Below are 23,994 nucleotides of genomic sequence, written 5' to 3'. Positions count from 1 at the left end.
TTAGTGATGATAGTATATTTAAGGTGCTTCCGTTATCCTTGTTACTTTGGAGGATATATAAATGTCTTATGAAAAAGTGGCAGAGGTAAATGCGAGAAGATCATTGGAACAAAACAAGTGTTAAAAGCCATCAAAAATGGCCAAGCAAAAGAAGTGATTATTGCAAACGATGCAGATTTGCATATTACTAGCAAAATATCACTTGCAGCTTCAGAGCACAATATACCTTATTCCTATGTGGATTCCAGAAAAAAACTAGGTAAAGCATGTGGAATAGATGTAAGTGCAGCAACCGTAGCAATCAAACAATAAAGTTTTGGCAATTTATTGCGAAGACTTTGTTTTTTGCTTAATTATGAACCACCTGGATGTGTGGTATTAGATTATGAGAAAAGAGAGGAGGAAATATAGATGCCAACTATTAATCAATTAGTGCGTAAAGGTCGTGTAACAAAGACAAGAAAATCTGACTCACCAGCTTTAAATAAAGGGTATAACAGCCGTAAAAATGTAGCAACAGACCAATCAGCTCCACAAAAACGTGGTGTGTGTACTCGTGTGGGAACACTAACTCCAAAGAAACCAAACTCTGCACTTCGTAAATATGCACGTGTTCGTTTATCTAACCAAATCGAGGTAACAGCATATATCCCTGGAATTGGACACAATTTACAAGAGCACAGTGTTGTATTAATTCGTGGTGGTCGAGTAAAAGACTTACCAGGGGGGGTTCGTTATCATATTGTTCGTGGTGCACTTGATACTTCAGGTGTAGAAGGACGTATGCAAGGCCGTTCAAAATACGGTGCAAAAAGACCAAAAAAATAAAAGATTTTTAATACTATTAAGCAGGAAGGAGGGAAAGATATGCCACGTAAAGGACCAGTACAAAAACGTGATGTCTTACCAGATCCGTTATACAGCTCTAAACTTGTAACACGTTTAATCAATCAGATTATGATTGATGGAAAAAGAGGAAAAGCACAAAAGATTTTATATCGTGCTTTTGAATTAGTACAAGAACGTAGCGGGCAAAATTCTATGGAAGTATTTGAACAAGCAATGAAGAATGTAATGCCTGTACTTGAAGTACGCGCCCGTCGTGTTGGTGGTTCAAACTACCAGGTACCAGTTGAGGTTAGACCTGAACGTCGTCAAGCATTAGGATTACGTTACATCGTCAACTATTCGCGTTTGCGCGGGGGGGAAAAAACAATGGAAGAACGTTTAGCTAATGAAATTATGGACGCTTCTAATAACACTGGTGCATCAGTGAAAAAACGCGAAGATATGCACAAAATGGCGGAAGCAAACAAAGCGTTTGCCCACTATCGCTGGTAATAAACCAACAACTATATTCGTTATAGGAAGGAGAAAGATTCATGCCTAGAGAGTTCTCCTTGGAGAAAACACGTAATATCGGCATTATGGCACACATTGATGCCGGTAAAACAACAGCAACAGAACGTATTTTATTTTATACAGGACGTATCCATAAAATCGGAGAAACACACGAAGGTGCTTCTCAAATGGACTGGATGGAGCAAGAACAAGAACGTGGAATTACGATCACATCAGCAGCAACAACTGCTCAGTGGAAAGGTCACCGCATTAACATCATTGATACACCTGGACACGTAGACTTCACAGTAGAAGTTGAACGATCTCTACGAGTACTTGATGGTGCGGTTGCATTACTAGATGCACAATCTGGTGTTGAGCCTCAAACTGAAACAGTATGGCGCCAAGCTACAACGTATGGGGTACCACGTATTGTGTTTGTAAATAAAATGGATAAAATCGGTGCAGACTTCTTATATTCAGTTGGTACTTTAGGGGGATCGTTTGGGTGCAAATGCGCATCCTGTACAACTTCCTATTGGTGCTGAAGATGACTTCGAAGGAATCATTGACCTTATCACAATGGAAGCACACTTCTATCTTGATGATCTAGGAACACGCGATGAATCTAAACCGATTCCTGATGATTACAAGGAACAAGCTGAAGAATACCGTACAAGATTAGTAGAAGCTGTAGCTGAATTAGATGAAGATCTAATGGAGCGTTATTTAGAGGGTGAAGAAATTTCTAATGATGAGCTAAAAGCAGCTGTACGTAAAGCAACTTTAAGTGTTGAGTTCTATCCAGTATTTTGTGGGTCAGCCTTCAAAAACAAAGGTGTTCAATTATTAATAGATGGTGTAGTTAGTTATTTACCATCACCAATAGATATCCCGGCAATTGAAGGCACGTTCCACAAACAGAAGAAGAAGTAACTCGTAAAGCAGATGATAACGAACCATTCTCTGCATTAGCATTTAAAGTTGCAACTGATCCATTTGTTGGTAAACTAACATTTTTCCGTGTGTACTCCGGTACATTAAAATCAGGATCCTATGTGAAAAACTCTACGAAAGATAAACGTGAACGCGTAGGACGTATCCTGCAAATGCACGCAAACTCTCGTGAGGAAATCGATGCAGTATATGCAGGCGATATTGCAGGTGCTGTTGGTTTAAAAGACACAGGAACAGGTGATACGCTTTGTGATGAGAAGAATTTAGTTATTCTAGAATCAATGGAATTTCCTGAACCTGTTATATCAGTTGCAATTGAACCTAAATCAAAAGCTGATCAGGATAAGATGGGTATTGCATTGGGTAAATTAGCTGAGGAAGATCCAACATTCAGAACTGAGACAGACCAAGAGACAGGTCAAACGATTATATCAGGTATGGGTGAACTACACTTGGACATCATTGTCGATCGTTTAAGACGTGAATTCAAAGTAGAAGCAAATGTAGGTGCTCCACAAGTATCATACCGTGAAACATTCCGTGGCTCTGCAGAAGTAGAAGGTAAATTTGTTCGTCAATCTGGTGGTCGTGGACAATATGGTCATGTTTGGGTTAAATTTGAACCAAACGAAGAAGGAGCAGGTTATGAATTCGTGAATAAAGTCGTTGGTGGCTCCGTACCACGTGAATACATTGCGCCTGTTGAAGCAGGTATTAAAGAAGCAATGCAAAACGGTGTAGTAGCTGGTTATCCACTAATTGATATAAAAGCTACATTATATGATGGTAGCTATCACGATGTCGACTCCAATGAAACTGCGTTTAAAGTAGCAGCATCAATGGCGCTTAAAGCAGCTAAAAATAAATGTAACCCAGTACTACTTGAACCAATGATGAAAGTTGAAGTAGTTATTCCAGAAGAATACATGGGAGATATTATGGGTGATGTCACTTCACGTCGCGGACGTGTAGAAGGAATGGAAGCTCGCGGTAATGCACAGGTCGTAAAAGCCTTTGTACCATTAGCTGAGATGTTTGGTTATGCCACATCACTTCGTTCTAATACACAGGGTCGCGGAACATATACCATGCACTTCGATCACTATGAAGAAGTACCAAAAAGCATTTCTGAAGAAATTGTTAAGAAAAATGCTGGTCAATAATTGATTTTTTTCACAATCTAAAGTATAACGTGTATTATAGGCTTAAGATAAGTATTACTTAAGCCAAAGTACATGATAATAAAAACTAATTTTTTACTTATCTAAAGGAGGAAATATACATGGCTAAAGCAAAATTTGACCGTTCCAAAGACCATGTTAACATTGGAACAATTGGACACGTTGACCATGGTAAAACAACTTTAACAGCAGCAATCACTAACGTACTTTTCAATAAAAATGGTAGTGGGGAAGCACGTGCATACGATCAAATCGATGGTGCTCCAGAAGAAAAAGAACGTGGAATTACTATTTCCACAGCACACGTTGAATACGAAACTGACACTCGTCACTATGCACACGTTGACTGTCCGGGACACGCTGACTATGTGAAAAATATGATCACTGGTGCCGCACAAATGGACGGAGCTATTCTTGTTGTATCTGCAGCAGATGGCCCAATGCCACAAACTCGCGAACACATCTTGCTTTCTCGTCAAGTAGGTGTACCTGCGATCGTAGTATTCCTAAACAAAACAGATATGGTTGATGATGAAGAACTTCTAGAACTAGTTGAAATGGAAGTTCGTGATTTATTAACTGATTATGACTTCCCTGGTGATGATGTACCAGTAATCAAAGGTTCTGCACTTAAAGCACTTGAAGGTGAAGAAGAATATGTTAATAATATTCTAGAACTTATGGATGCTGTTGATGAGTATATCCCTCGTCCAGACCGTGATACTGAAAAACCTTTCATGATGCCAATTGAGGATGTATTCTCAATCACTGGTCGTGGTACAGTTGCAACAGGACGTGTTGAACGTGGTGTTGTAAAAGTTGGCGATGAAGTAGAAGTTATCGGTCTTGCTGAAGAAGCTGCTAAAACTACTGTAACAGGAGTGGAAATGTTCCGTAAGCTTCTTGATTATGCAGAAGCTGGTGATAACATTGGCGCACTTCTTCGTGGTATTGCACGTGAAGATATTAACCGTGGTCAAGTATTAGCAAAGCCTGGTACAATTAAACCACATACAAAATTTAGTGGCGAAGTATATGTACTTTCAAAAGACGAAGGTGGACGTCATACTCCATTCTTCTCAAACTATCGTCCACAATTTTATTTCCGTACAACTGACGTAACTGGTGTTATCGAGTTACCAGAAGGCGTGGAAATGGTAATGCCTGGCGATAATATCACAATGACAGTAAACTTAATTTCACCGATCGCAGTTGAAGAAGGAACTAAATTCTCAATTCGTGAAGGTGGACGTACAGTTGGAGCTGGCGTTGTAGCAAATATTATTGAATAATCACTGATCATTATAAAGAGCAGATAGCAATCAGCTATCTGCTCTTTTGCTTTACTCTTATCACCCATTCAAAATTGTAACTTGTTCGCAGTTTGTATCAAATGCGGAGGGTTTTTAAGAAGTTAGTTAGAGAAAAAAATTAAAAAATATGCATAAAATGTTGCATTCTCTGGTAATTTTCTATATAATAAAAAATGTTGGTCATAAAACAGGCGATGATGCGGAAGGTTGTTGGCACACCCGGCCCCTTTGCCATGGCGGGTAAGTCAAGAAATTTTCGCGGAGAAAGTCTATTATCTAAATGGGCTAAAAGGAGGGAAAGTAATGGCAAAAGAAAAAATTAGAATTCGTTTAAAGGCGTACGATCACCGTATTTTAGATCAGTCTGCAGATAAAATTGTGGATACTGCAAAAAGATCTGGTGCAGGAGTGTCTGGTCCGATTCCGTTACCAACGGAAAAAACGATTTACACTGTCTTGCGCGCGGTACACAAATATAAAGACTCTCGCGAGCAATTTGAAATGCGTACACATAAACGTCTAATTGACATCGTAAGTCCAACACCAAAAACGGTTGATGCATTAATGCGATTAGATCTACCGTCAGGTGTAGATATTGAAATTAAATTATAATATAAAGTGAACATTCTAGGAGGTGTAACGGATGACGAAAGGAATCTTAGGTCGCAAAGTCGGCATGACACAGCTATTCTCTGAAGACGGAGAATTAATTCCAGTAACAGTAGTAGAAGCTGAACCAAACGTTGTGCTGCAGAAGCGTACAAAAGAAAATGATGGTTACGAAGCAATTCAAATCGGATTTGCTGACGAAAAGAAAAACCGCACAAACAAACCGGAACAAGGACATGCTGAGAAAGCAAATACTACTCCTAAGCGCTTCATTCGTGAAATCCGTGACGTAAATCTTGATGAATATGATTTAGGTCAAGAGATAAACGTAGAGGTTTTCCAAGCTGGAGATGTAATTGATGTAACAGGTATTTCTAAAGGTAAAGGATTCCAAGGTTCAATCAAGCGTCACAATCAATCACGTGGACCAATGACACACGGGTCACGTTACCATAGAAGACCAGGTTCCATGGGTCCTATTGATCCAATGCACGTTTTAAAAGGTAAAAAATTACCTGGACAAATGGGTGGCAAGCAAATTACAATCCAAAACTTAGAAGTTGTAAAGGTAGATCCGGATCGAAACATACTATTAATTAAAGGTAATGTTCCAGGTTCAAAAAAATCATTTGTTAAAATCACGAGTGCAGTTAAGGCTAACTAATTATTAATTGAAGGGAGGATATGTCATGCCTAAAGTAGCACTATTTAATCAAAGTGGATCACAAGTTGGTGATATAGAAATCAACGATGCAGTATTCGGAATCGAACCGAATGAACATGTATTACATGATGCGGTGTTGATGCAACGTGCATCTTTACGTCAAGGGACACATGCTGTCAAAAACCGTTCTGATGTACGTGGTGGTGGACGTAAACCATGGCGCCAAAAAGGTACGGGTCGCGCTCGTCAAGGTTCCATTCGTTCTCCACAATGGGTAGGAGGCGGAACTGTTTTCGGTCCTACACCAAGAAGTTACAGTTATAAATTACCTAAGAAAGTACGTAGATTAGCACTTAAATCTGCGTTATCTTCCAAAGTAAAAGAAGACAGCTTGGTAATATTAGAAGGAATTGCATTTGATGCTCCGAAAACAAAAGAAGTAATTTCAATGCTTTCTTCATTAAACGTTGATGCAAAAGCGTTAATCGTTACCGCTGATAAAGATGAAGTATTAGTTAAATCTGCAAATAATCTTAAAAACGTTAAAGTATTAACAGTAAGCGAAGTAAATGTATTAGACTTGCTTACGCATGACAAGCTGATCTTAACTAAAGATGCAGCAGAAAAAGCAGGGAGGTGCTTGCATAATGACAGATGTACGTGATATTATTAAGCGCCCGGTCATTACAGAACACTCTTCAGACTTAATGGCAGAGAAAAAATATACTTTTGAAGTAAGTAAAGATGCAAATAAATCACAAATTAAACATGCAGTGGAAGAAATCTTCGGCGTGAGCGTGGTTAATGTAAATACGATGAACAAAAAAGGTAAATTCAAGCGTATGGGACGATACGGTGGATTTAGATCAAATCGCAAAAAAGCTATCGTTCAGTTGTCTGAAGACAGCAAAGAGCTTGATTTCTTTGAAACACTATAATTTATAAAAGAGGGAGGGACAACAGATGGCAATTAAAAAATATAAACCGACTTCAAATGGTCGCAGAGGCATGACTGGTTCTGATTTTGCTGAAATCACTACAGATCGCCCAGAAAAAACTCTGCTAGCACCATTAAGTAAACGTGGTGGTCGTAATAACCAAGGAAGATTAACCGTTCGTCATCAAGGCGGTGGACATAAACGTAAATATCGTATTATTGATTTTAAACGCGATAAAGATGGAATACCAGGACGCGTTGCTACGATAGAATACGATCCAAACCGCACAGCTAACATCGCATTAATTCATTATGCAGATGGTGAGAAACGTTATATTATTGCACCTAAAGGCATCCAAGTAGGACAGGAAATTACATCTGGTTCTGATGCAGACATCAAACTAGGTAATGCTTTACCTCTTAGTGATATACCAGTAGGTACAATCATTCATAATATTGAGCTAAAACCTGGTCGAGGTGCTCAGTTAGCAAGATCAGCCGGCTCTCAAGCTCAGATCTTAGGCCGTGAAGATAAATACGTATTAGTACGCTTGTCTTCAGGTGAAGTACGATTGGTATTAGGAACCTGTCGCGCAACGATTGGTCAAGTAGGTAATCTAGAACACGAATTAATTAACATAGGTAAAGCTGGACGTTCTCGTTGGAAAGGCAAACGCCCAACAGTTCGTGGTTCTGTTATGAACCCTAACGATCACCCACACGGTGGTGGTGAAGGACGTGCTCCTATCGGACGTAAATCACCAATGTCACCTTGGGGGGGTAAACCAACACTTGGTTACAAAACGCGTCAACGTAATAAACAATCAGATAAATTTATTGTACGTAAACGTAAAAAATAACGGGGGGGTTGAAAGACGGGATTATAAACCCGTCTGTCAATCGCGAAGGGAGGCTTAACCATGGGTCGTAGCTTAAAAAAAGGACCTTTCGCAGATGATCATTTATTGAAAAAGGTTGACAAATTAAATGAAGAAGATAAAAAGACGGTAATTAAGACGTGGTCTCGTCGTTCTACTATCTTCCCAAGCTTTATCGGTCATACGATTGCAGTTTATGACGGTCGTAAACATGTGCCTGTATTCGTAACAGAGGATATGGTTGGACATAAATTAGGCGAATTCGCTCCAACTCGCACATATAGAGGGCATGCTGGAGACGATAAGAAAACAAAACGTTAATTGAGAGGAGGTACTCCTAATGCAAGCAAAAGCTGTTGCTAATTCAATTCGCATTGCTCCTCGTAAAGTCCGCCTGGTGATAGATCTTATCCGTGGCAAAGAAGTAGGAGAAGCAATTGCGATTTTAAAACATACACAACGTGGTGCATCACCAGTTGTAGAAAAATTGATAAACTCTGCAATCGCAAATGCAGAACATAACTATGAAATGAACCCAGATAATTTAGTAGTATCAGAAGCATTTGTAAACGAAGGCGCTACAATGAAACGTTTCCGCCCGCGTGCACAAGGTCGTGCAACACAAATTAACAAACGAACTAGCCACATTACAGTGGTTGTATCTGAGAAAAAGGAGGGATAATCTGTGGGTCAAAAAGTAAATCCAACTGGTCTTCGTGTCGGAATTATCCGTGATTGGGAATCAAAGTGGTATGCAGGTAAAGACTATGCGGACCTTTTACATGAAGATATTAAAATTCGTGAATATATTGAAGAACGTCTAAAAGATGGTGCTGTTTCTAAAATCGAAATCGAAAGAGCAGCTAATCGTGTTAATATTTCAATCTCTACAGCTAAACCAGGTATGGTAATTGGTAAAGGTGGTTCTGAAGTAGAAGCACTACGTAAATCACTTAATCAGCTAACAGCTAAAAGAGTACACATCAACATCGTAGAAATTAAAAAACCTGACTTAGATGCCAAACTAGTAGCAGAGAACATAGCACGTCAATTAGAGAACCGAGTATCATTTCGTCGTGCACAAAAGCAAACACTACAACGTGCAATGCGTGTTGGAGCAAAAGGTATTCGTACCCAAGTATCTGGTCGTCTTGGCGGTGCAGATATGGCAAGATCTGAAAGTTACAGCGAAGGAACTGTTCCACTTCATACTTTGCGTGCAGATATCGATTACGGAACTGCAGAAGCAGACACAACTTACGGTAAACTAGGTGTTAAAGTATGGATTTATCGTGGAGAAGTCCTTCCAACCAAGAACAATAAATAAGGAAGGGGGCATGCATTATGTTAATGCCAAAACGTGTAAAACATCGTAAGCAACATCGTGGTAATATGAAAGGTAAAGCAAAAGGCGGTACAGAAATTACTTTTGGTGATTATGGTTTGCAAGCAGTAGATGCTTCTTGGATTACCAGCCGTCAAATTGAAGCTGCTCGTATAGCGATGACTCGTTATATGAAGCGTGGTGGTAAAGTTTGGATTAAAATTTTCCCACATAAACCTTATACTGCAAAGCCTCTTGAAGTTCGTATGGGTTCGGGTAAAGGTGCTCCTGAAGGATGGGTAGCAGTAGTTAAACCAGGTAAAATAATGTTTGAAATCGCGGGTGTGTCAGAAGAAGTAGCACGTGAAGCACTTCGTCTTGCATCTCATAAATTACCTATTAAAACGAAATTCGTAAAACGAGAAGAAATTGGTGGTGAAATCAATGAAGGCTAATGAAATAAGAGAACTAACCACTGCCGAAATTGAACAAAAAATCAAATCATTAAAAGAAGAGCTTTTCAATTTGCGTTTCCAACTAGCTACTGGCCAATTGGAAAACACAGCACGTTTACGTGAAGTGCGTAAATCAATTGCACGTATGAAGACTGTTGTTCGCGAACGAGAGCTAAGCGTAAATAACGGATAATAAAGGAGGTTAGCCTCAGATGAGTGAGCGTAATAATCGTAAAGTTTATACTGGACGTGTCGTATCTGACAAAATGGATAAGACAATAACTGTTTTAGTTGAAACATATAAATTTCATAGTTTATATGGCAAGCGCGTTAGATACTCCAAGAAATTCAGAACACATGATGAAAACAATCAAGCTAAAATCGGTGATGTTGTTCGTATCATGGAAACTAAACCACAATCCAAAACAAAACGTTTTCGTTTAGTAGAGATTGTAGAGGAAGCAGTAATTATTTAATTTAAGTTCGCTCGGATAAGTTCCGAAGGGAGGGTGCACATATGATCTCACAAGAATCTCGTTTGAAAGTAGCAGATAACTCTGGTGCTCGTGAGGTACTGACGATTAAAGTCTTAGGTGGTTCTGGTCGCAAGACAGCGAACATTGGTGATGTAATTGTATGTTCTGTGAAACAGGCAACACCAGGAGGCGTTGTTAAAAAAGGTGAAGTAGTTAAGGCAGTAATTGTACGTACTAAAAGTGGAGTAAGACGTAAAGATGGTTCTTATATTCGATTTGATGAGAACGCAGCTGTAATTATTCGTGACGACCAAAGCCCAAGAGGTACTCGTATCTTTGGACCAGTTGCACGTGAATTACGTGATGCGAAATTCATGAAAATCGTATCTCTAGCTCCAGAAGTATTATAAGCACGTTACGCAAAATCGTGTAAGGAGGTGCGGATAGCATGCATATTAAAAAAGGTGATAAAGTACAAGTTATTTCAGGTAAAGATAAAGGAAAGCAGGGAGAAGTATTAGCTGCATTTCCAAAGAAAGATCGTGTTCTTGTTGAAGGTGTTAACATTGTAAAGAAACACGCAAAACCATCTCAGGATAATCCACAAGGTGGTATCTTGAATCAAGAAGCAACGATTCATGTTTCTAATGTATTGCCAGTTGATCCTAAATCTGGCGAACCAACTCGTGTTGGATATGAAGTACGTGACGGTAAGAAAGTTCGTATCGCTAAAAAATCTGGTGAAACTATAGATAAATAGTGCTGGCGATGAAAGGAGGTATACGTGATGAACACTTTAAAAGAAAAATATAATAGTGAAATTGTTACTTCTCTAGTTGATAAATTTAATTATGATTCAATAATGGAAGTACCAAAAGTAGATAAAATTGTTATTAATATGGGTGTTGGTGATGCTGTACAAAACACTAAAGCATTAGATGCTGCAGTAGAGGAACTGTCACTAATCACTGGTCAAAAACCTTTAATAACTAAAGCAAAGAAATCAATCGCAGGCTTTCGCCTACGTGAAGGAATGCCAATCGGTGCGAAAGTTACATTGCGCGGTGAGCGTATGTACGATTTCCTTCAAAAACTAATTGATGTTTCACTACCACGTGTACGTGACTTCCGTGGGATTTCAAAGAAAGCTTTTGATGGTCGTGGAAATTACACACTAGGTGTAAAAGAACAATTAATCTTTCCGGAAATTAATTATGATCAAATAAATAAAGTTAGAGGAATGGACGTTGTTATTGTAACAACTGCTAATTCAGATGAAGAAGCATCTGAATTATTAACTCAACTTGGCATGCCTTTCCAAAAATAAGCGAAAAGCTCGTATAAGGAGGGAAAAGAGTGGCTAAAAAATCAATGATCGCTAAACAACAACGCCCAGCAAAATTTAAAGTGCAAGAATATACACGCTGTGAACGTTGTGGACGTCCACATTCTGTAATACGTAAATTTAGACTTTGCAGAATTTGTTTCCGAGAACTTGCATACAAAGGTCAAATTCCTGGTGTTAAAAAAGCAAGCTGGTAAATCCCCGACTAGGGAAGGAGGTAAAAAGAATGACAATGACAGATCCAATTGCAGATATGCTTACTCGTATTCGTAACGCTAACATGGTACGCCATGAAAAGTTGGAGTTCCCAGCGTCGAATCTTAAAAAGGAAATCGCAGATATATTAAAACGTGAAGGATTTATTCGCGACTATGAATATGTAGAGGATGACAAACAAGGAATCCTTCGTATCTTTTTGAAGTATGGTTCAAACGATGAACGTGTTATAACTGGTTTGAAGAAAATTAGCAAACCTGGATTACGTGTTTATGCAAAAGCCGACGAACTACCTAAGGTATTAAATGGTCTTGGTGTTGCGATCGTTTCTACTTCAAAAGGTGTACTATCTGATAAAGAAGCACGCTCACAAGCAATCGGTGGCGAAGTGCTAGCATATATTTGGTAAGAATCTCAAGAAGACAGGAGGTGCATGTACATGTCTCGTATAGGCTTAAAAATATTAGAAATTCCACAAGGTGTGGAAGTGAAAATTGATGGAAGTAATGTAACAGTAAAAGGTCCTAAAGGTGAATTAAGTCGTTCATTTAACAGTGAGATGAAAATAAACCTTGATGATAACATTCTTACTGTTGCACGTCCTAGTGACAGTAAACAACATAAAGCATTACACGGCACGACTCGAAGCATTATTGGGAACATGGTTGAAGGTGTTCACAATGGCTTTGAAAAGACTCTTGAAATTCAAGGTGTTGGGTACCGTGCTCAAAAACAAGGTAACAAACTAGTTGTCAATGCTGGGTATTCTCACCCTGTAGAAATTGAATCAATTGAAGGAATCGAAATTGAAGTTCCAGCCAATACAAAAGTTATCATAAAAGGTATCGACAAAGAATTAGTTGGTGCTGTAGCAGCCAATATCCGAGCAATTCGTCCACCTGAGCCATATAAAGGTAAAGGGATCCGTTATCAAGGCGAATATGTACGTCGAAAAGAAGGTAAGACTGCTAAGTAAGTTTAGGTAAGGAAGCAGAAAGGAGTGACCTAGATGATCACAAAGCCTAATAAAAATAATGTACGTCAAAAAAGACATTTGCGTATCCGTAAAGATTTGTTTGGAACGGAGCAACGACCACGTCTTAATGTATTTCGTTCAAATAAACACATTTATGCACAACTAATCGATGACGTGAACAACGTGACATTAGCAAGTGCATCTACTGTAGATAAAGAATTAAACTTAGAAGCAACTGGAAATGTCGAAGCCGCAAAACAAGTTGGCGAATTAATTGCTAAACGCGCGGTCGACAAAGGCATCAAAAGTGTTGTTTTTGATCGTGGTGGATATTTATATCATGGTCGAGTTAAATCTCTAGCAGATGCTGCCCGCGAGGCAGGTCTTGAATTTTAATTATTAAAGGAGGGACATATGTTGCGTACTAACATCGACACAAACAAATTGGATTTAGAAGAACGTGTTGTAACAATCAACCGTGTTGCAAAGGTTGTAAAAGGTGGACGCCGTTTTCGTTTTGCTGCGCTGGTTGTAGTGGGAGATAAAAATGGTCATGTAGGATTCGGTACTGGTAAAGCACAAGAAGTACCAGAAGCGATAAAAAAAGCAATTGATGATGCTAAGAAAAACTTAGTTAATGTACCAATTGTAGGTACGACAATTCCTCATGAAATTAATGGTAAATTCGGAGCTGGAAACATCTTAATGAAACCTGCTGTTGAAGGTACTGGAATTATTGCTGGTGGACCTGTACGTGCTGTATTAGAACTTTCTGGTGTAGGTGATATCTTGTCTAAATCGTTAGGATCTAATACACCAATTAATATGGTTCGTGCCACTATTAATGGATTACGAGAATTAAAACGTGCAGAGGAAGTAGCAAAAACTTCGTGGCAAGTCTGTAGAAGAATTGTTAGGATAAGGAGGGAAAACAGATGTCTAACAAGATAGAAATCACCCTCAAGCGCAGTGTCATCGGTAGATCAGAAGTTCAAAAAGCTACTGTTCAAACACTTGGTCTTAGAAAGATTCATCAATCAGTAGTCCGTGAAGATACTCCTGTCGTGCGAGGCATGATTAATAAAGTATCACATTTAATAGACGTGAAAGAAGTATAAAAAATTAGTTTTAGAAGGAGGTGCTCGCATGAAACTTCATGAATTAAAACCATCACAAGCGAAGAAAGACCGTAATCGAGTAGGTCGCGGTATGTCATCAGGAAATGGTAAAACTTCCGGACGAGGTCATAATGGACAAAATTCACGTTCAGGTGGAGGTGTTCGTTTAGGTTTTGAAGGTGGACAAATGCCTTTATTCCAACGCTTACCTAAACGTGGTTTTACTAATATTAACCGTAAGGATTTCGCTGTTGTAAACGTAGAAACATTAAACAACTTTGATGAGGGTACTGAAGTGACACCTGAGTTTTTACTTGAGACAGGTACCATAAGTAAGGTAAAGTCTGGCGTTAAGATTCTTGGAAATGGAAAATTAGAAAAGAAATTAACCGTAAAAGCTCATAAGTTTTCTGCTTCAGCTAAAGAAGCAATTGAAGCAGCGGGCGGTCAAACTGAGGTGATTTAATGTTCCATACAATCTCCAATTTTGTGCGTGTGGCAGATATTAGACAAAAGATAGTATTTACACTTCTTATGTTAATTGTATTTCGAATTGGAACATTCATTCCAGTTCCATTTACAGATCGCAGTGCTATAGATTTTATGAATGAACAGAATGTATTTGGTTTACTAAATACATTTGGTGGTGGAGCATTGCAAAACTTCTCCATCTTTGCAATGGGGATTATGCCTTACATCACTGCATCCATCATTATGCAATTATTGCAAATGGATGTTGTTCAAAAATTCTCTGAGTGGAAAAAGCAAGGAGAAATGGGACGTAAAAAATTAGCACAGGTTACGCGTTATGCAACAATCGGATTGGCGTTTATACAAGCTTGCGCGATGTCTATAGGATTTAATCAAATGTCCGGTGGTCTATTAATTAGTGATCCTGGTGTTGGAAAATTCTTAGTTATTGCCCTTGTGTTAACAAGTGGTACTGCATTTCTTATGTGGTTAGGAGAACAAATTACTGCAAACGGTGTGGGTAATGGTATCTCTATCCTAATATTTGCGGGTATCGTTGCAGCCATTCCGAATGGTGTTAATCAAATTTATGCACAATATTTCGGATCTGGTGCAGGAGATGAGCTCTTCCTGAATATCATTATTGTACTATTGATCGTATTGCTTGTTATAGCAGTAACCGTTGGTGTTATCTTTATTCAGCAAGCATTACGTAAAATTCCTGTACAATATGCGAAGCGTTTAGTAAATCGATCACCAGTAGGTGGACATTCTACACATTTACCGTTAAAAGTAAATGCTGCAGGAGTAATACCAGTCATTTTTGCGATATCATTTATCATTGCACCACGTACAATAGCAGGTTTCTTTGAAAACAATGAAATCGCGATGACAATCTCCCGGATTTTTGATTATACAAACGTAACTGGTATGATTATCTACGTTGTACTAATCATCGCATTTACGTATTTCTATACATTTGTTCAAGTAAATCCGGAACAAATGGCAGATAATTTAAAGAAACAGGGTGGCTATATTCCTGGTATTCGCCCGGGAAAAACTACGGAGACATATTTAACTCGTGTTATGTATCGACTAACTTTTGTTGGATCTATTTTCTTGGCGACGGTGGCTGTATTACCTTTAATTTTAGGTGATTTAGCTGGCTTGCTCAATCAGTACAAATTGGTGGAACTGGTTTACTAATAGTTGTTGGTGTTGCATTACAAACGATGAAACAATTAGAAGGACAGCTAGTAAAACGAAATTATAAAGGCTTTATTAAATAGAGCCTTTATTACATCGGACTAGAAAGAGAGCGAGGGGGAAAATCGTTGAATCTAATCCTTATGGGACTTCCTGGTGCTGGTAAAGGTACACAGGCTGAAAAAATTGTAGAAAAATATGACATTCCTCATATTTCAACTGGAGATATGTTTCGATTGGCTATAAAAGAGGGAACAGAGCTTGGACAGAAGGCAAAGGGCTTTATGGATGAGGGTGCTCTTGTTCCGGATGAAGTAACGATTGGCATTGTAGAAGAGCGATTAAATAAAGACGACTGTAAAAAAGGCTTCCTGCTAGATGGCTTTCCACGTACGTTAGCACAGGCTGAAGCACTTGATGCATTATTGTCTGGCATGAATCGTTCACTTGATTATGTTATACATGTTGAAGTGGAAAAAGACCAATTAGTGGAACGTCTTACAGGACGCCGCATTTGTCCTAAATGTGGAACTGCTTATCACGTATTATTCAATCCTCCAAAAGTAGAGGGAATATGTGATAAAGATGGGGGGGAAGCACTCATTCAACGTGAGGACGATCATCCTAGTACAGTAGAAAATCGCTTAGAAGTTAATATTGAGCAAACACAACCAATGTTGGACTTCTACACTGACAAGGGTGAGCTAGTTACGATTGATGGTTCACAAGGAATAAATGAAGTATTTAACGATATTGACGAAAAATTAAAGACGATTTCTTAAATGATTATCGTTAAAGTTGGTATAATGATACTAACAACAACTTTAAGATAAAGTATAACGTAAAACCTAAGTGAAGGTGATGATGGTTGAGCGATACGGAGAGTTATCCGGAATTAGGTCAGGTTGTTCAAATCCTACAGGGACGCGAAGCAGGTCAGTTTGCAATTGTAATTAGAAAAGTAGACAGTCGTTTTGTGTTGTTGGCGGATGGAGAAAAACGTAAATATGATCGACCAAAGAAAAAGAATATCCATCATATTACGTTCACACGTTTTGTGTCTCCTGAAGTTCAAAGAAGCCTTCTCGAAACAGGCCGCGTAACCAATGGAAAGTTGCGTTATGCTATTAATAAATTTGTCGAAGAATGTGTGACAGATTTGAAGAAGGGAGATCAACTCGATGACGAAAGACGATGCAATTGAAGTAGAAGGTACAGTAACAGATACTTTACCTAATGCACAGTTTAAAGTAGAACTAGAGAATGGTCATACCGTACTTGCACATGTTTCAGGTAAAATCAGAATGCACTTTATTCGTATTCTGCCTGGAGATAAAGTAACGGTTGAGCTTTCTCCATATGATTTAACAAGAGGTCGTATTACGTACCGTTATAAATAAAATGCTCCGATACTAGAGGAGGTATGGAAGATGAAGGTAAGACCATCTGTAAAACCAATTTGTGAAAAATGTAAGGTTATTCGTCGTAAAGGGAAAGTAATGGTAATTTGCGAAAACCCTAAGCATAAACAAAAACAAGGATAAGGAGGTGGAATCAGTCTATGGCACGTATTTCTGGAGTAGATATTCCGCGTGATAAACGTGTAGTGATTGCTTTAACCTATATTTATGGTATTGGTAAAACAACTGCTAAGAAGGTATTAGAAGAAGCAGGAGTGGACGAAAACACTCGTGTTCGTGATTTAACAGAAGAAGAATTATCTCAAATTCGTCAAAAATTGGATAGTGTCACTGTTGAAGGTGATCTTCGTCGTGAAGTATCCCTTAATATTAAACGTCTAATTGAAATTGGAACCTATCGTGGTATTCGACATCGTCGTGGTTTACCAGTACGAGGACAAAATACGAAAAACAACTCTCGTACTCGTAAAGGTCCAAGAAAAACAATGGCTAACAAAAAGAAATAATAATAAAGGAGGTTTGCTAACATATGGCTCGTAAATCAAATACACGTAAACGTAGAGTGAAAAAGAATATAGATACGGGTATCGCGCATATCCGTTCTACATTCAATAATACGATTGTTACGATTACAGATGTACAAGGTAATGCACTTAGCTGGAGTAGTGCAGGAGCGCTAGGCTTTAAAGGTTCTCGTAAATCTACTCCTTTTGCAGCACAAATGGCTGCAGAAGCAGCAGGAAAAGCCGCTCAAGATCATGGTGTCAAAACTATTGATGTAACAGTAAAAGGTCCTGGTGCAGGTCGTGAAGCGGCTATCCGTTCATTACAGGCAGTTGGATTAGAAGTAACTGCCATTCGTGATGTAACACCAGTTCCTCACAATGGTTGTCGCCCACCAAAACGTCGTCGAGTATAATTACAGTATATTATTTGTTTATCTGTCTATAATGGTTTATGATAGCATAATAAAGTTTTTTTCGAATTATGGCATATTCCATAGGATTTGACAGACAAAGGATTACAATTGCATAGAGCAGAAACGGGAACTGCCTACCTGGGGAATTTCGGTTAGACTATAGTCTAACCGGGGTTTCGACGTTTTAGAGGAGGGTTTAATAGATGATCGAAATTGAAAAACCAAAAATAGAAACAGTTGAAATCAGTGAGGATGCTACTTATGGTAAATTCGTAGTAGAACCACTAGAACGTGGATATGGAACTACACTTGGTAACTCCTTGCGACGTATTTTATTATCTTCACTCCCTGGCGCTGCTGTCACATCTGTTCAAATTGATGGAGCGTTGCATGAATTCTCTACAGTAGATGGAGTTGTAGAAGATGTTACAACTATCATCATAAACTTAAAAGATTTAGCTCTTAAAATTTATTCCGATGAAGAAAAGACACTAGAAGTTGATGTGCAAGGAGAAGGTAAAGTTACTGCTGCAGATATTATTTTTGATAGTGACGTCGAAATATTGAATCCGGATCTTCATATAGCTACTGTAAGTAGTAATGGTCATCTGAAAATGAAAATATCAGCGCAAAGTGGTCGAGGATATCGTCCAGCTGATGTTAATAACCATGATGATCGCCCAATTGGTGTTATTCCGGTCGATTCTATCTTTACTCCAGTATCTAAAGTAACTTATCAAGTAGAAAATACCCGTGTTGGTGAAGATGCCAACTATGATAAACTTACTTTTGATATTCAAACAGACGGAAGTATACGCCCAGAAGAAGCAGTATCTTTAGGTGCTAAAATCTTCACTGAGCATATTAATATTTTCGTTGGATTAACAGATGAAGCGAAAAATGCAGAAATCATGATCGAAAAGGAAGAAGATCAGAAAGAAAAAGTGTTAGAAATGACGATTGAAGAACTTGATTTGTCTGTCCGTTCATATAACTGCCTAAAAAGAGCAGGTATTAATACGGTTCAGGAATTAGCTCATAAATCAGAAGATGATATGATGAAAGTCCGAAATTTAGGTCGAAAATCACTTGAAGAAGTGAAACACAAGTTAGAAGATTTAGGACTTGGACTACGAAACGAAGATTAATTGTAACACCTTTACGAGATTTTGAACGAAGGAGGTTTATTCCATGGTTAGAAAACTAGGACGTACAACAGATCAACGCAAGGCATTACTACGTGGCTTAGCTACTGATCTTATTATACATGAACGTTTAGAAACAACTGAAGCGAAAGCAAAAGAATTGCGTTCAGTGGTAGAGAAAATGATTACACTTGGTAAACGTGGAGATATTCACGCACGTCGTCAGGCAGCAGCGTTTTTATACAACACTGAAGCAAATGAAGACGAAGTAGCGGTACAAAAGTTATTCAATGACATTGCTGGCCGTTATGAAGAACGCCAAGGTGGATATACACGAGTGCTTAAATTAGGACCACGTCGTGGCGATGGTGCCGAAATGGCAATTATTGAGTTAGTATAATCTAACATCAGCAAAAAGCAAGGGGGGGCAGGAGCAGTTCTCATCATGAGGTGCATCCAGGCCCTTTTTTGTTTTTATACTAATTTAAATAAAGTTTTATGTATACGCAGCTTATGTACTGTATTGTCAAAATATGATAGAGCTTAAGTTAACTGCGGCAATAATTGCAATCAAGAAATCTACTGATGAAAGTTTACATTATGTTATAATATATATAAGAATATTACCCGGGAAATAAAGGATATAAGGGAGTAACCATAATGCCAGCGATTGAGTTTCGAAACGTTTGTTTTCGGTACAATAAAGAGTCCCCATGGGTTTTGCAAATTTTAATATGGTGATAGAGGAAGGTGAAATCATTGCGGTACTAGGCCATAATGGTTCAGGTAAATCAACAATTGCAAAGTTGGCTAACGGACTTCTTTTACCCCCCCAGCATGGTGAAGTATTAATTGATAGCCAGGAGATAAATCTTACGAATGTTTGGGAAATTCGTCGAAATATTGGGATGGTTTTTCAAAATCCGGAAAATCAGTTTGTGGGAATTACTGTGAGAGATGATGTTGCCTTTGGCTTAGAAAATCGTGGTGTTCCCCGTTTGGAAATGTTAGAGCGTATTACTAATAGTTTAAAAAGTGTTGGTTTGGAAGGATATCTAGAGTATGAACCACACAATCTGTCTGGAGGTCAAAAACAACGTGTAGCTATCGCCAGTGTTATGGCAATGAAACCGGAAATATTACTACTTGATGAAGCAACCTCGATGTTAGATCCCAAAGGACGTAAAGAAATTTTATCAATAATTAGTCAATTAAGAAAACAGGTAAATTTCACGATGCTAATGATTACACATGATTTAAGTGAGATTTATCTGGCCGATCGTATTTTGGTAATGAACGAAGGACAGCTGTTTATGGATACCACAAAAAAAAATCTATTTTCGCATCCTGAAGAGCTGGAAGCAATCGGGTTGACCTTGCCGTTTACTGTAGAACTGGCAAAGGAGCTTGAGCAGTATGGCTTTCAATTTTCGCTATATCCATTAAATGATGAGGAGTTTATCCGCGAATTATGGACATCCAATTTAGACATGTAAACTATACCTATCAACCCCATACTCCTTATGCATATCAAGCCCTTCATGATATTAATTTCACTGTTTCTACCGGGGGGGAACTTATTGCTATTGTAGGTCATACTGGCTCTGGTAAGTCAACGTTACTCCAGCATATCAATGGATTATTACTTCCAACAGAAGGTGCCGTGATGGTGGGTGACTATCTCTTATCAAAGGATAATAAACGGCAGGATCTGAAGAAACTAAGGGGAAAAGTAGGTATCGTATTTCAGTATCCAGAGCATCAGCTATTTGAAGAAACAGTGGAACGGGATATCAGTTTTGGACCACATAATTTTCATGTTCCTAACCAGGAAATAACATCACGAGTTCTAACTTCAATCGAAAAAGTAGGAATATCGGAGTCACTTCTCGAGAAGTCACCATTTGAATTAAGTGGAGGACAAATGCGAAGAGTGGCTATTGCTGGCGTACTCGCGATGGAACCAGAAGTATTGATTTTAGATGAGCCACTGCTGGATTAGACCCAAAAGGGCAAAAGGAAATCATGGAGATGTTTTATCACTTGCATCTATCTAAACGAATGACAACCATATTAGTGACCCATCAGATGGATCAGGCATTAAAGTATGCGGACCGTATTATTGTCTTAGCAAACGGTAAGGTGTATATGGATGGAACACCTGAAGATGTTTTTTCTAATGCAGAACAATTAAAAGGAGTAAATCTTGAGGTACCTGAAATACTTACATTAATTAACACATTCAATCAAAAATTTTATGGAACAATTCGTTATCAACGTCAGTCCGCTAAAGAGTTAGCAAAGCAAATTGCAGAGCAGATTAGGGAGAAAAGGCAGAAATGAAGTCTTTAATGATTATAGGGCAATTTGTACCAGGTACATCGCTTTTACACCGTCTTGATCCTCGCACAAAGATGATTGCAATTTTCAGTTTTGTTATTATTGTTTTTTTTGCTAATAATGTGCAGAGTTATGGATGGCTAACACTCTTTGCTGTAATGCTTGTACTATTGTCAAGAATATCAATACCTTATATTATTAGAGGGATTACTCCTGTATGGTTTCTAATTGTTTTCACTTTTATTCTTCATCTTTTTATTACGAGAGACGGACCGGTCTTATGGGAAATTGGCAGTTTTGTCATTTATCAAGGTGGTGTGATTCAAGGATTATCGATTGCATTTCGTTTTTTTCTGTTAGTGTTAGTAACGTCGCTGTTAACCTTAACAACATCTCCAATGGAAATAACAGATGCAATTGAAGAATTATTTGCCCCCCCATTAAAAAAAATCAAAGTACCGGTTCACGAGTTAGCATTAATGATGTCGATTTCCCTGCGCTTTATTCCAACGCTTTTAGAGGAGACGGAGAAGATTTCCAAGGCACAGGCATCACGGGGGTGTTGACTTCCGCACCGGTTCGATGAAAGATAGAATGTATGCCATTGTACCCTTGTTGGTTCCTTTATTTATTAGTGCATTCAAACGTGCGGAGGATTTAGCGATGGCAATGGAAGCAAGAGGATATAGGGGTAGTGAGGGAAGAACAAAACTGAGAGTGTTACGATTCACATCTGTAGATTATCAGGCATTCCTTTTTTATCTGGTAATCATTATCATCTTTTTTAGCTTAAGAAATTAAGGAGCAAAGTAATGAGATTAAAAGCTACAATAAGTTACGATGGGACAAATTTTGCCGGTTATCAAATACAACCAAATGCCCGAACCGTGCAAGGTAAGTTAGAAAATGTATTAACAAAAATGCATAAAGGTCAGCCAGTTAGAGTAATAGCCTCTGGAAGAACAGATCAAGGTGTTCATGCGGTTGGACAAGTGATTCATTTTGATACTAATTTAGAAATACCTGTAGAGAATTGGAAAAAGGCGTTAAATACTATGCTGCCAGAGGATATAGAAGTATTGCATATAACAAGAGTAGCAGATCATTTTCATGCGAGATTCGATGTCAAAAATAAAGAATATCGTTATATTCTGTTACATACTGAAAAAAAGGATATCTTTCAACGGCATTATAGTTATTTTATTAAAGAGCAACTTAACCTTGACGCCATGAAAAAAGCCAGCAGCTGTTTTCTCGGAACACATGACTTTACATCCTTTTGTGGTTCAAACAGTACCGTAAGGGGGAGAAAAGGTGCGCACCATCACAGATATTGCTGTCATACAACAGGATGAGAAAATCATTATCCGAGTTCGCGGAACTGGCTTTTTATATAATATGGTACGGATCATAGTTGGTACTTTGTTAGAGGTGGGGGGGTTGGGAACAAGGAAGCCAGAAGAAATAGCAGAAATTATACATGTTAAAGACCGTTCCAAGGCAGGAAATACAGCACCGGCACAGGGGGGGTTGTACTTATGGAAAGTCTTTTATGAGGAAAAAAGTTGACAAAAACAACGAATCCTTGCGTGCTATCTATTGACAAATCGTGTAGAATGTTATAACATGATCTATGGCATTTTATTTTCTAAACCACGAATAGCCCCGGAAAGTTACTCGTGTTAGAATATAAATTCGGACATAGAAAAACGTAGGCGCCCGTTCAAAAACTTTAGTTTTTGGGCGCTCGGAGTTAGACAAAATATCATTATGGAAAGATTGATTTAGGAGGTAACTGATCATGCGCACAACTTTCATGGCAAATGAAAATAATATTGAACGCAAATGGTTTGTTGTCGACGCGGAAGGTCAAACGTTAGGTCGTTTAGCAAGTGAAATTGCTACCATCCTTCGCGGAAAGCATAAACCAACATATACACCGCATGTTGATACTGGTGATTACGTAGTCATCATAAACGCGGAAAAAATCGAACTAACAGGTAAAAAACTTAGCGATAAGATGTATTATCATCACTCTAACCACCCAGGTGGTTTAAGAGCACGTACAGCTGGTGAAATGCGCGAAAAATATCCTGAGAAAATGTTAGAACTAACCATTAAAGGAATGCTGCCTAAAGGTAAATTAGGACGTCAAATGGGTAAAAAATTACACGTTTATCGTGGATCTGATCATAAACATCAAGCACAACAACCAACAGTTTATGAACTTCGTGGATAATTAAAAGGAGGTAATGAATAGTGGCACAAGTACAATATTACGGTACCGGACGCCGTAAAACTTCAACTGCTCGTGTACGTTTAGTTCCAGGAACTGGACGTATCGTTGTAAATAAACGTGATGCGGAAGATTATTTCCCATCTGAAACACTTCGTACGATCATTAAGCAACCATTAGTAGGTACAGAAACAGAAGGTACTTATGATGTATTAGTAAACGTTAAAGGTGGAGGATATGCTGGCCAAGCTGGAGCAATTCGTCACGGTGTTGCTCGTGCATTATTGGAAGCTAATCCAGAATACCGCGCTACACTTAAGAGTGCTGGATTCTTAACTCGTGATGCGCGTGCTGTAGAACGTAAGAAATACGGTCTTAAAAAAGCTCGTCGTGCACCACAGTTCTCAAAACGTTAATAGGTTTGTTAATATACCAACGTTTGCAAAGGTTTTTTGGTGCAAGTTGG

General features: G+C 38.5%; 37 protein-coding genes and 5 pseudogenes. All 42 read left to right on the top strand.

Annotated features, from left to right (window positions below):
- The first annotated feature begins 117 nt into the window (after window positions 1-117).
- The 42 genes and pseudogenes from JCM21714_RS10630 to rpsI all read left to right on the top strand — a co-directional run bounded on the left by JCM21714_RS10630 (window position 118) and on the right by rpsI (window position 23,944).
- The gene (locus tag JCM21714_RS10630; RefSeq protein ID WP_369403552.1) at window positions 118-312 is read left to right on the top strand and encodes a ribosomal L7Ae/L30e/S12e/Gadd45 family protein; all 195 of its coding nucleotides are present in this window, start codon (window positions 118-120) and stop codon (window positions 310-312) included.
- A 99-nt stretch (window positions 313-411) separates the two neighbouring features.
- Window positions 412-828 (top strand): 30S ribosomal protein S12, encoded by a 417-nt coding sequence (gene rpsL / locus JCM21714_RS10625; RefSeq protein ID WP_035724158.1) that lies wholly within the window; start codon window positions 412-414, stop codon window positions 826-828.
- A 39-nt stretch (window positions 829-867) separates the two neighbouring features.
- A complete protein-coding gene (rpsG, locus tag JCM21714_RS10620) occupies window positions 868-1,341 on the top strand; it encodes a 30S ribosomal protein S7 (RefSeq protein WP_035724150.1) in 474 nt (157 codons plus the stop codon).
- 41 nt (window positions 1,342-1,382) lie between these two features.
- Window positions 1,383-3,461 (top strand): annotated as a pseudogene (gene fusA / locus JCM21714_RS10615) (elongation factor G).
- 119 nt (window positions 3,462-3,580) lie between these two features.
- Window positions 3,581-4,771: an elongation factor Tu gene (gene tuf, locus JCM21714_RS10610; RefSeq protein WP_035724147.1), complete on the top strand. Its 1,191-nt coding sequence runs from the start codon at window positions 3,581-3,583 to the stop codon at window positions 4,769-4,771.
- A 324-nt stretch (window positions 4,772-5,095) separates the two neighbouring features.
- Window positions 5,096-5,404 carry a 30S ribosomal protein S10 gene (rpsJ, locus tag JCM21714_RS10605; RefSeq protein ID WP_035724144.1) on the top strand — a complete coding sequence of 103 codons (309 nt, stop codon included), beginning with the start codon at window positions 5,096-5,098 and terminating at the stop codon, window positions 5,402-5,404.
- A gap of 31 nt (window positions 5,405-5,435) precedes the next feature.
- A complete protein-coding gene (gene rplC, locus JCM21714_RS10600) occupies window positions 5,436-6,065 on the top strand; it encodes a 50S ribosomal protein L3 (RefSeq protein WP_035724142.1) in 630 nt (209 codons plus the stop codon).
- A gap of 25 nt (window positions 6,066-6,090) precedes the next feature.
- Window positions 6,091-6,729: a 50S ribosomal protein L4 gene (rplD, locus tag JCM21714_RS10595; RefSeq protein ID WP_035724140.1), complete on the top strand. Its 639-nt coding sequence runs from the start codon at window positions 6,091-6,093 to the stop codon at window positions 6,727-6,729.
- Window positions 6,713-7,003, top strand: a complete 291-nt coding sequence (gene rplW / locus JCM21714_RS10590; protein ID WP_035724138.1) for a 50S ribosomal protein L23 — start codon at window positions 6,713-6,715, stop codon at window positions 7,001-7,003. The genes rplD and rplW overlap by 17 nt, the downstream gene beginning before the upstream one ends.
- A gap of 25 nt (window positions 7,004-7,028) precedes the next feature.
- Window positions 7,029-7,862, top strand: a complete 834-nt coding sequence (rplB, locus tag JCM21714_RS10585) for a 50S ribosomal protein L2 (RefSeq protein WP_035724136.1) — start codon at window positions 7,029-7,031, stop codon at window positions 7,860-7,862.
- 60 nt (window positions 7,863-7,922) lie between these two features.
- The gene (gene rpsS, locus JCM21714_RS10580; RefSeq protein WP_035724134.1) at window positions 7,923-8,201 is read left to right on the top strand and encodes a 30S ribosomal protein S19; all 279 of its coding nucleotides are present in this window, start codon (window positions 7,923-7,925) and stop codon (window positions 8,199-8,201) included.
- Between the two features lie 19 nt (window positions 8,202-8,220).
- Complete coding sequence (gene rplV / locus JCM21714_RS10575) at window positions 8,221-8,562, top strand: 50S ribosomal protein L22 (protein WP_035724131.1); 342 nt, start codon at window positions 8,221-8,223, stop codon at window positions 8,560-8,562.
- Between the two features lie 3 nt (window positions 8,563-8,565).
- A complete protein-coding gene (rpsC, locus tag JCM21714_RS10570) occupies window positions 8,566-9,207 on the top strand; it encodes a 30S ribosomal protein S3 (RefSeq protein WP_035724130.1) in 642 nt (213 codons plus the stop codon).
- 17 nt (window positions 9,208-9,224) lie between these two features.
- Window positions 9,225-9,659, top strand: coding sequence for a 50S ribosomal protein L16 (gene rplP, locus JCM21714_RS10565; RefSeq protein WP_035724127.1), 435 nt, complete (start codon window positions 9,225-9,227; stop codon window positions 9,657-9,659).
- A complete protein-coding gene (rpmC, locus tag JCM21714_RS10560; protein WP_035724125.1) occupies window positions 9,649-9,852 on the top strand; it encodes a 50S ribosomal protein L29 in 204 nt (67 codons plus the stop codon). The genes rplP and rpmC overlap by 11 nt, the downstream gene beginning before the upstream one ends.
- A gap of 19 nt (window positions 9,853-9,871) precedes the next feature.
- Window positions 9,872-10,135, top strand: coding sequence for a 30S ribosomal protein S17 (gene rpsQ / locus JCM21714_RS10555; RefSeq protein WP_035724122.1), 264 nt, complete (start codon window positions 9,872-9,874; stop codon window positions 10,133-10,135).
- Window positions 10,136-10,176: 41 nt separating this feature from the next.
- Window positions 10,177-10,545 carry a 50S ribosomal protein L14 gene (gene rplN / locus JCM21714_RS10550; RefSeq protein ID WP_035724120.1) on the top strand — a complete coding sequence of 123 codons (369 nt, stop codon included), beginning with the start codon at window positions 10,177-10,179 and terminating at the stop codon, window positions 10,543-10,545.
- A 38-nt stretch (window positions 10,546-10,583) separates the two neighbouring features.
- The gene (rplX, locus tag JCM21714_RS10545; RefSeq protein WP_035724118.1) at window positions 10,584-10,895 is read left to right on the top strand and encodes a 50S ribosomal protein L24; all 312 of its coding nucleotides are present in this window, start codon (window positions 10,584-10,586) and stop codon (window positions 10,893-10,895) included.
- A 27-nt stretch (window positions 10,896-10,922) separates the two neighbouring features.
- Entirely contained in the window at window positions 10,923-11,462 is a 540-nt protein-coding gene (rplE, locus tag JCM21714_RS10540) for a 50S ribosomal protein L5 (RefSeq protein ID WP_035724116.1), read from the top strand.
- Between the two features lie 29 nt (window positions 11,463-11,491).
- A complete protein-coding gene (gene rpsN, locus JCM21714_RS10535; protein ID WP_035724114.1) occupies window positions 11,492-11,677 on the top strand; it encodes a 30S ribosomal protein S14 in 186 nt (61 codons plus the stop codon).
- Window positions 11,678-11,706: 29 nt separating this feature from the next.
- The gene (rpsH, locus tag JCM21714_RS10530) at window positions 11,707-12,105 is read left to right on the top strand and encodes a 30S ribosomal protein S8 (protein WP_035724111.1); all 399 of its coding nucleotides are present in this window, start codon (window positions 11,707-11,709) and stop codon (window positions 12,103-12,105) included.
- Between the two features lie 30 nt (window positions 12,106-12,135).
- Window positions 12,136-12,672 carry a 50S ribosomal protein L6 gene (gene rplF / locus JCM21714_RS10525; RefSeq protein ID WP_035724109.1) on the top strand — a complete coding sequence of 179 codons (537 nt, stop codon included), beginning with the start codon at window positions 12,136-12,138 and terminating at the stop codon, window positions 12,670-12,672.
- A 33-nt stretch (window positions 12,673-12,705) separates the two neighbouring features.
- Window positions 12,706-13,068: a 50S ribosomal protein L18 gene (rplR, locus tag JCM21714_RS10520; RefSeq protein WP_035724107.1), complete on the top strand. Its 363-nt coding sequence runs from the start codon at window positions 12,706-12,708 to the stop codon at window positions 13,066-13,068.
- 21 nt (window positions 13,069-13,089) lie between these two features.
- Window positions 13,090-13,594 (top strand): annotated as a pseudogene (rpsE, locus tag JCM21714_RS10515) (30S ribosomal protein S5).
- A 13-nt stretch (window positions 13,595-13,607) separates the two neighbouring features.
- A complete protein-coding gene (gene rpmD / locus JCM21714_RS10510; protein WP_035724103.1) occupies window positions 13,608-13,790 on the top strand; it encodes a 50S ribosomal protein L30 in 183 nt (60 codons plus the stop codon).
- Window positions 13,791-13,818: 28 nt separating this feature from the next.
- Window positions 13,819-14,256: a 50S ribosomal protein L15 gene (gene rplO / locus JCM21714_RS10505; protein ID WP_035724100.1), complete on the top strand. Its 438-nt coding sequence runs from the start codon at window positions 13,819-13,821 to the stop codon at window positions 14,254-14,256.
- Window positions 14,256-15,550 (top strand): annotated as a pseudogene (gene secY / locus JCM21714_RS10500) (preprotein translocase subunit SecY). The gene rplO and the pseudogene secY overlap by 1 nt, the downstream one beginning before the upstream one ends.
- A 45-nt stretch (window positions 15,551-15,595) precedes the next feature.
- A complete protein-coding gene (locus JCM21714_RS10495) occupies window positions 15,596-16,249 on the top strand; it encodes an adenylate kinase (RefSeq protein WP_035724097.1) in 654 nt (217 codons plus the stop codon).
- A gap of 86 nt (window positions 16,250-16,335) precedes the next feature.
- On the top strand, window positions 16,336-16,671 hold the full coding sequence (locus tag JCM21714_RS10490; RefSeq protein ID WP_035724094.1) for a KOW domain-containing RNA-binding protein: 336 nt from the start codon (window positions 16,336-16,338) through the stop codon (window positions 16,669-16,671).
- Entirely contained in the window at window positions 16,649-16,867 is a 219-nt protein-coding gene (infA, locus tag JCM21714_RS10485; protein ID WP_035724091.1) for a translation initiation factor IF-1, read from the top strand. Before JCM21714_RS10490 ends, infA begins: the two co-directional genes overlap by 23 nt.
- Before the next feature lie 30 nt (window positions 16,868-16,897).
- Entirely contained in the window at window positions 16,898-17,011 is a 114-nt protein-coding gene (gene rpmJ / locus JCM21714_RS10480) for a 50S ribosomal protein L36 (protein WP_003156543.1), read from the top strand.
- Window positions 17,012-17,028: 17 nt separating this feature from the next.
- Entirely contained in the window at window positions 17,029-17,394 is a 366-nt protein-coding gene (rpsM, locus tag JCM21714_RS10475; protein ID WP_035724088.1) for a 30S ribosomal protein S13, read from the top strand.
- A 23-nt stretch (window positions 17,395-17,417) separates the two neighbouring features.
- On the top strand, window positions 17,418-17,807 hold the full coding sequence (gene rpsK / locus JCM21714_RS10470; protein WP_035724085.1) for a 30S ribosomal protein S11: 390 nt from the start codon (window positions 17,418-17,420) through the stop codon (window positions 17,805-17,807).
- 203 nt (window positions 17,808-18,010) lie between these two features.
- Window positions 18,011-18,955: a DNA-directed RNA polymerase subunit alpha gene (locus tag JCM21714_RS10465; RefSeq protein WP_035724083.1), complete on the top strand. Its 945-nt coding sequence runs from the start codon at window positions 18,011-18,013 to the stop codon at window positions 18,953-18,955.
- Window positions 18,956-18,998: 43 nt separating this feature from the next.
- Window positions 18,999-19,352, top strand: coding sequence for a 50S ribosomal protein L17 (gene rplQ, locus JCM21714_RS10460; protein WP_035724082.1), 354 nt, complete (start codon window positions 18,999-19,001; stop codon window positions 19,350-19,352).
- Window positions 19,353-19,665: 313 nt separating this feature from the next.
- A complete protein-coding gene (locus tag JCM21714_RS10455) occupies window positions 19,666-20,448 on the top strand; it encodes an energy-coupling factor transporter ATPase (RefSeq protein WP_369403551.1) in 783 nt (260 codons plus the stop codon).
- Window positions 20,424-20,954: an ATP-binding cassette domain-containing protein gene (locus tag JCM21714_RS24085; RefSeq protein WP_369403550.1), complete on the top strand. Its 531-nt coding sequence runs from the start codon at window positions 20,424-20,426 to the stop codon at window positions 20,952-20,954. The genes JCM21714_RS10455 and JCM21714_RS24085 overlap by 25 nt, the downstream gene beginning before the upstream one ends.
- A 23-nt stretch (window positions 20,955-20,977) precedes the next feature.
- The gene (locus JCM21714_RS24080) at window positions 20,978-21,295 is read left to right on the top strand and encodes an energy-coupling factor ABC transporter ATP-binding protein (RefSeq protein ID WP_369403549.1); all 318 of its coding nucleotides are present in this window, start codon (window positions 20,978-20,980) and stop codon (window positions 21,293-21,295) included.
- Window positions 21,292-22,093 (top strand): annotated as a pseudogene (locus JCM21714_RS10445) (energy-coupling factor transporter transmembrane component T family protein). Before JCM21714_RS24080 ends, JCM21714_RS10445 begins: the two are co-directional and overlap by 4 nt.
- An 11-nt stretch (window positions 22,094-22,104) precedes the next feature.
- A pseudogene (gene truA / locus JCM21714_RS10440) lies at window positions 22,105-22,861 on the top strand (tRNA pseudouridine(38-40) synthase TruA).
- 232 nt (window positions 22,862-23,093) lie between these two features.
- Entirely contained in the window at window positions 23,094-23,531 is a 438-nt protein-coding gene (rplM, locus tag JCM21714_RS10435; protein WP_035724079.1) for a 50S ribosomal protein L13, read from the top strand.
- Window positions 23,532-23,551: 20 nt separating this feature from the next.
- Window positions 23,552-23,944, top strand: coding sequence for a 30S ribosomal protein S9 (gene rpsI / locus JCM21714_RS10430; RefSeq protein WP_035724077.1), 393 nt, complete (start codon window positions 23,552-23,554; stop codon window positions 23,942-23,944).
- Window positions 23,945-23,994 lie beyond the last annotated feature (50 nt).

Source organism: Gracilibacillus boraciitolerans JCM 21714, assembly GCF_000521485.1.
In the GTDB taxonomy this organism is placed as follows: Bacteria; Bacillota; Bacilli; order Bacillales; family Amphibacillaceae; genus Gracilibacillus; species Gracilibacillus boraciitolerans.
Note: the sequence above shows the minus strand (reverse complement) of the source record. Positions and strands in the feature narration are given on the sequence as shown.

What these genes read in the sequence shown, in the direction of transcription:
- rpsL (WP_035724158.1), top strand. Translation starts at nt 412, where the DNA reads ATGCCAACTATTAATCAATTAGTGCGTAAAGGTCGTGTAACAAAGACA.
- rpsG (WP_035724150.1), top strand. Translation starts at nt 868, where the DNA reads ATGCCACGTAAAGGACCAGTACAAAAACGTGATGTCTTACCAGATCCG.
- tuf (WP_035724147.1), top strand. Translation starts at nt 3,581, where the DNA reads ATGGCTAAAGCAAAATTTGACCGTTCCAAAGACCATGTTAACATTGGA.
- rpsJ (WP_035724144.1), top strand. Translation starts at nt 5,096, where the DNA reads ATGGCAAAAGAAAAAATTAGAATTCGTTTAAAGGCGTACGATCACCGT.
- rplC (WP_035724142.1), top strand. Translation starts at nt 5,436, where the DNA reads ATGACGAAAGGAATCTTAGGTCGCAAAGTCGGCATGACACAGCTATTC.
- rplD (WP_035724140.1), top strand. Translation starts at nt 6,091, where the DNA reads ATGCCTAAAGTAGCACTATTTAATCAAAGTGGATCACAAGTTGGTGAT.
- rplW (WP_035724138.1), top strand. Translation starts at nt 6,713, where the DNA reads ATGACAGATGTACGTGATATTATTAAGCGCCCGGTCATTACAGAACAC.
- rplB (WP_035724136.1), top strand. Translation starts at nt 7,029, where the DNA reads ATGGCAATTAAAAAATATAAACCGACTTCAAATGGTCGCAGAGGCATG.
- rpsS (WP_035724134.1), top strand. Translation starts at nt 7,923, where the DNA reads ATGGGTCGTAGCTTAAAAAAAGGACCTTTCGCAGATGATCATTTATTG.
- rplV (WP_035724131.1), top strand. Translation starts at nt 8,221, where the DNA reads ATGCAAGCAAAAGCTGTTGCTAATTCAATTCGCATTGCTCCTCGTAAA.
- rplP (WP_035724127.1), top strand. Translation starts at nt 9,225, where the DNA reads ATGTTAATGCCAAAACGTGTAAAACATCGTAAGCAACATCGTGGTAAT.
- rpmC (WP_035724125.1), top strand. Translation starts at nt 9,649, where the DNA reads ATGAAGGCTAATGAAATAAGAGAACTAACCACTGCCGAAATTGAACAA.
- rpsQ (WP_035724122.1), top strand. Translation starts at nt 9,872, where the DNA reads ATGAGTGAGCGTAATAATCGTAAAGTTTATACTGGACGTGTCGTATCT.
- rplN (WP_035724120.1), top strand. Translation starts at nt 10,177, where the DNA reads ATGATCTCACAAGAATCTCGTTTGAAAGTAGCAGATAACTCTGGTGCT.
- rplX (WP_035724118.1), top strand. Translation starts at nt 10,584, where the DNA reads ATGCATATTAAAAAAGGTGATAAAGTACAAGTTATTTCAGGTAAAGAT.
- rplE (WP_035724116.1), top strand. Translation starts at nt 10,923, where the DNA reads ATGAACACTTTAAAAGAAAAATATAATAGTGAAATTGTTACTTCTCTA.
- rpsH (WP_035724111.1), top strand. Translation starts at nt 11,707, where the DNA reads ATGACAATGACAGATCCAATTGCAGATATGCTTACTCGTATTCGTAAC.
- rplF (WP_035724109.1), top strand. Translation starts at nt 12,136, where the DNA reads ATGTCTCGTATAGGCTTAAAAATATTAGAAATTCCACAAGGTGTGGAA.
- rplR (WP_035724107.1), top strand. Translation starts at nt 12,706, where the DNA reads ATGATCACAAAGCCTAATAAAAATAATGTACGTCAAAAAAGACATTTG.
- rpmD (WP_035724103.1), top strand. Translation starts at nt 13,608, where the DNA reads ATGTCTAACAAGATAGAAATCACCCTCAAGCGCAGTGTCATCGGTAGA.
- rplO (WP_035724100.1), top strand. Translation starts at nt 13,819, where the DNA reads ATGAAACTTCATGAATTAAAACCATCACAAGCGAAGAAAGACCGTAAT.
- infA (WP_035724091.1), top strand. Translation starts at nt 16,649, where the DNA reads ATGACGAAAGACGATGCAATTGAAGTAGAAGGTACAGTAACAGATACT.
- rpmJ (WP_003156543.1), top strand. Translation starts at nt 16,898, where the DNA reads ATGAAGGTAAGACCATCTGTAAAACCAATTTGTGAAAAATGTAAGGTT.
- rpsM (WP_035724088.1), top strand. Translation starts at nt 17,029, where the DNA reads ATGGCACGTATTTCTGGAGTAGATATTCCGCGTGATAAACGTGTAGTG.
- rpsK (WP_035724085.1), top strand. Translation starts at nt 17,418, where the DNA reads ATGGCTCGTAAATCAAATACACGTAAACGTAGAGTGAAAAAGAATATA.
- JCM21714_RS10465 (WP_035724083.1), top strand. Translation starts at nt 18,011, where the DNA reads ATGATCGAAATTGAAAAACCAAAAATAGAAACAGTTGAAATCAGTGAG.
- rplQ (WP_035724082.1), top strand. Translation starts at nt 18,999, where the DNA reads ATGGTTAGAAAACTAGGACGTACAACAGATCAACGCAAGGCATTACTA.
- JCM21714_RS10455 (WP_369403551.1), top strand. Translation starts at nt 19,666, where the DNA reads ATGGGTTTTGCAAATTTTAATATGGTGATAGAGGAAGGTGAAATCATT.
- JCM21714_RS24085 (WP_369403550.1), top strand. Translation starts at nt 20,424, where the DNA reads ATGGACATCCAATTTAGACATGTAAACTATACCTATCAACCCCATACT.
- JCM21714_RS24080 (WP_369403549.1), top strand. Translation starts at nt 20,978, where the DNA reads ATGGAGATGTTTTATCACTTGCATCTATCTAAACGAATGACAACCATA.
- rplM (WP_035724079.1), top strand. Translation starts at nt 23,094, where the DNA reads ATGCGCACAACTTTCATGGCAAATGAAAATAATATTGAACGCAAATGG.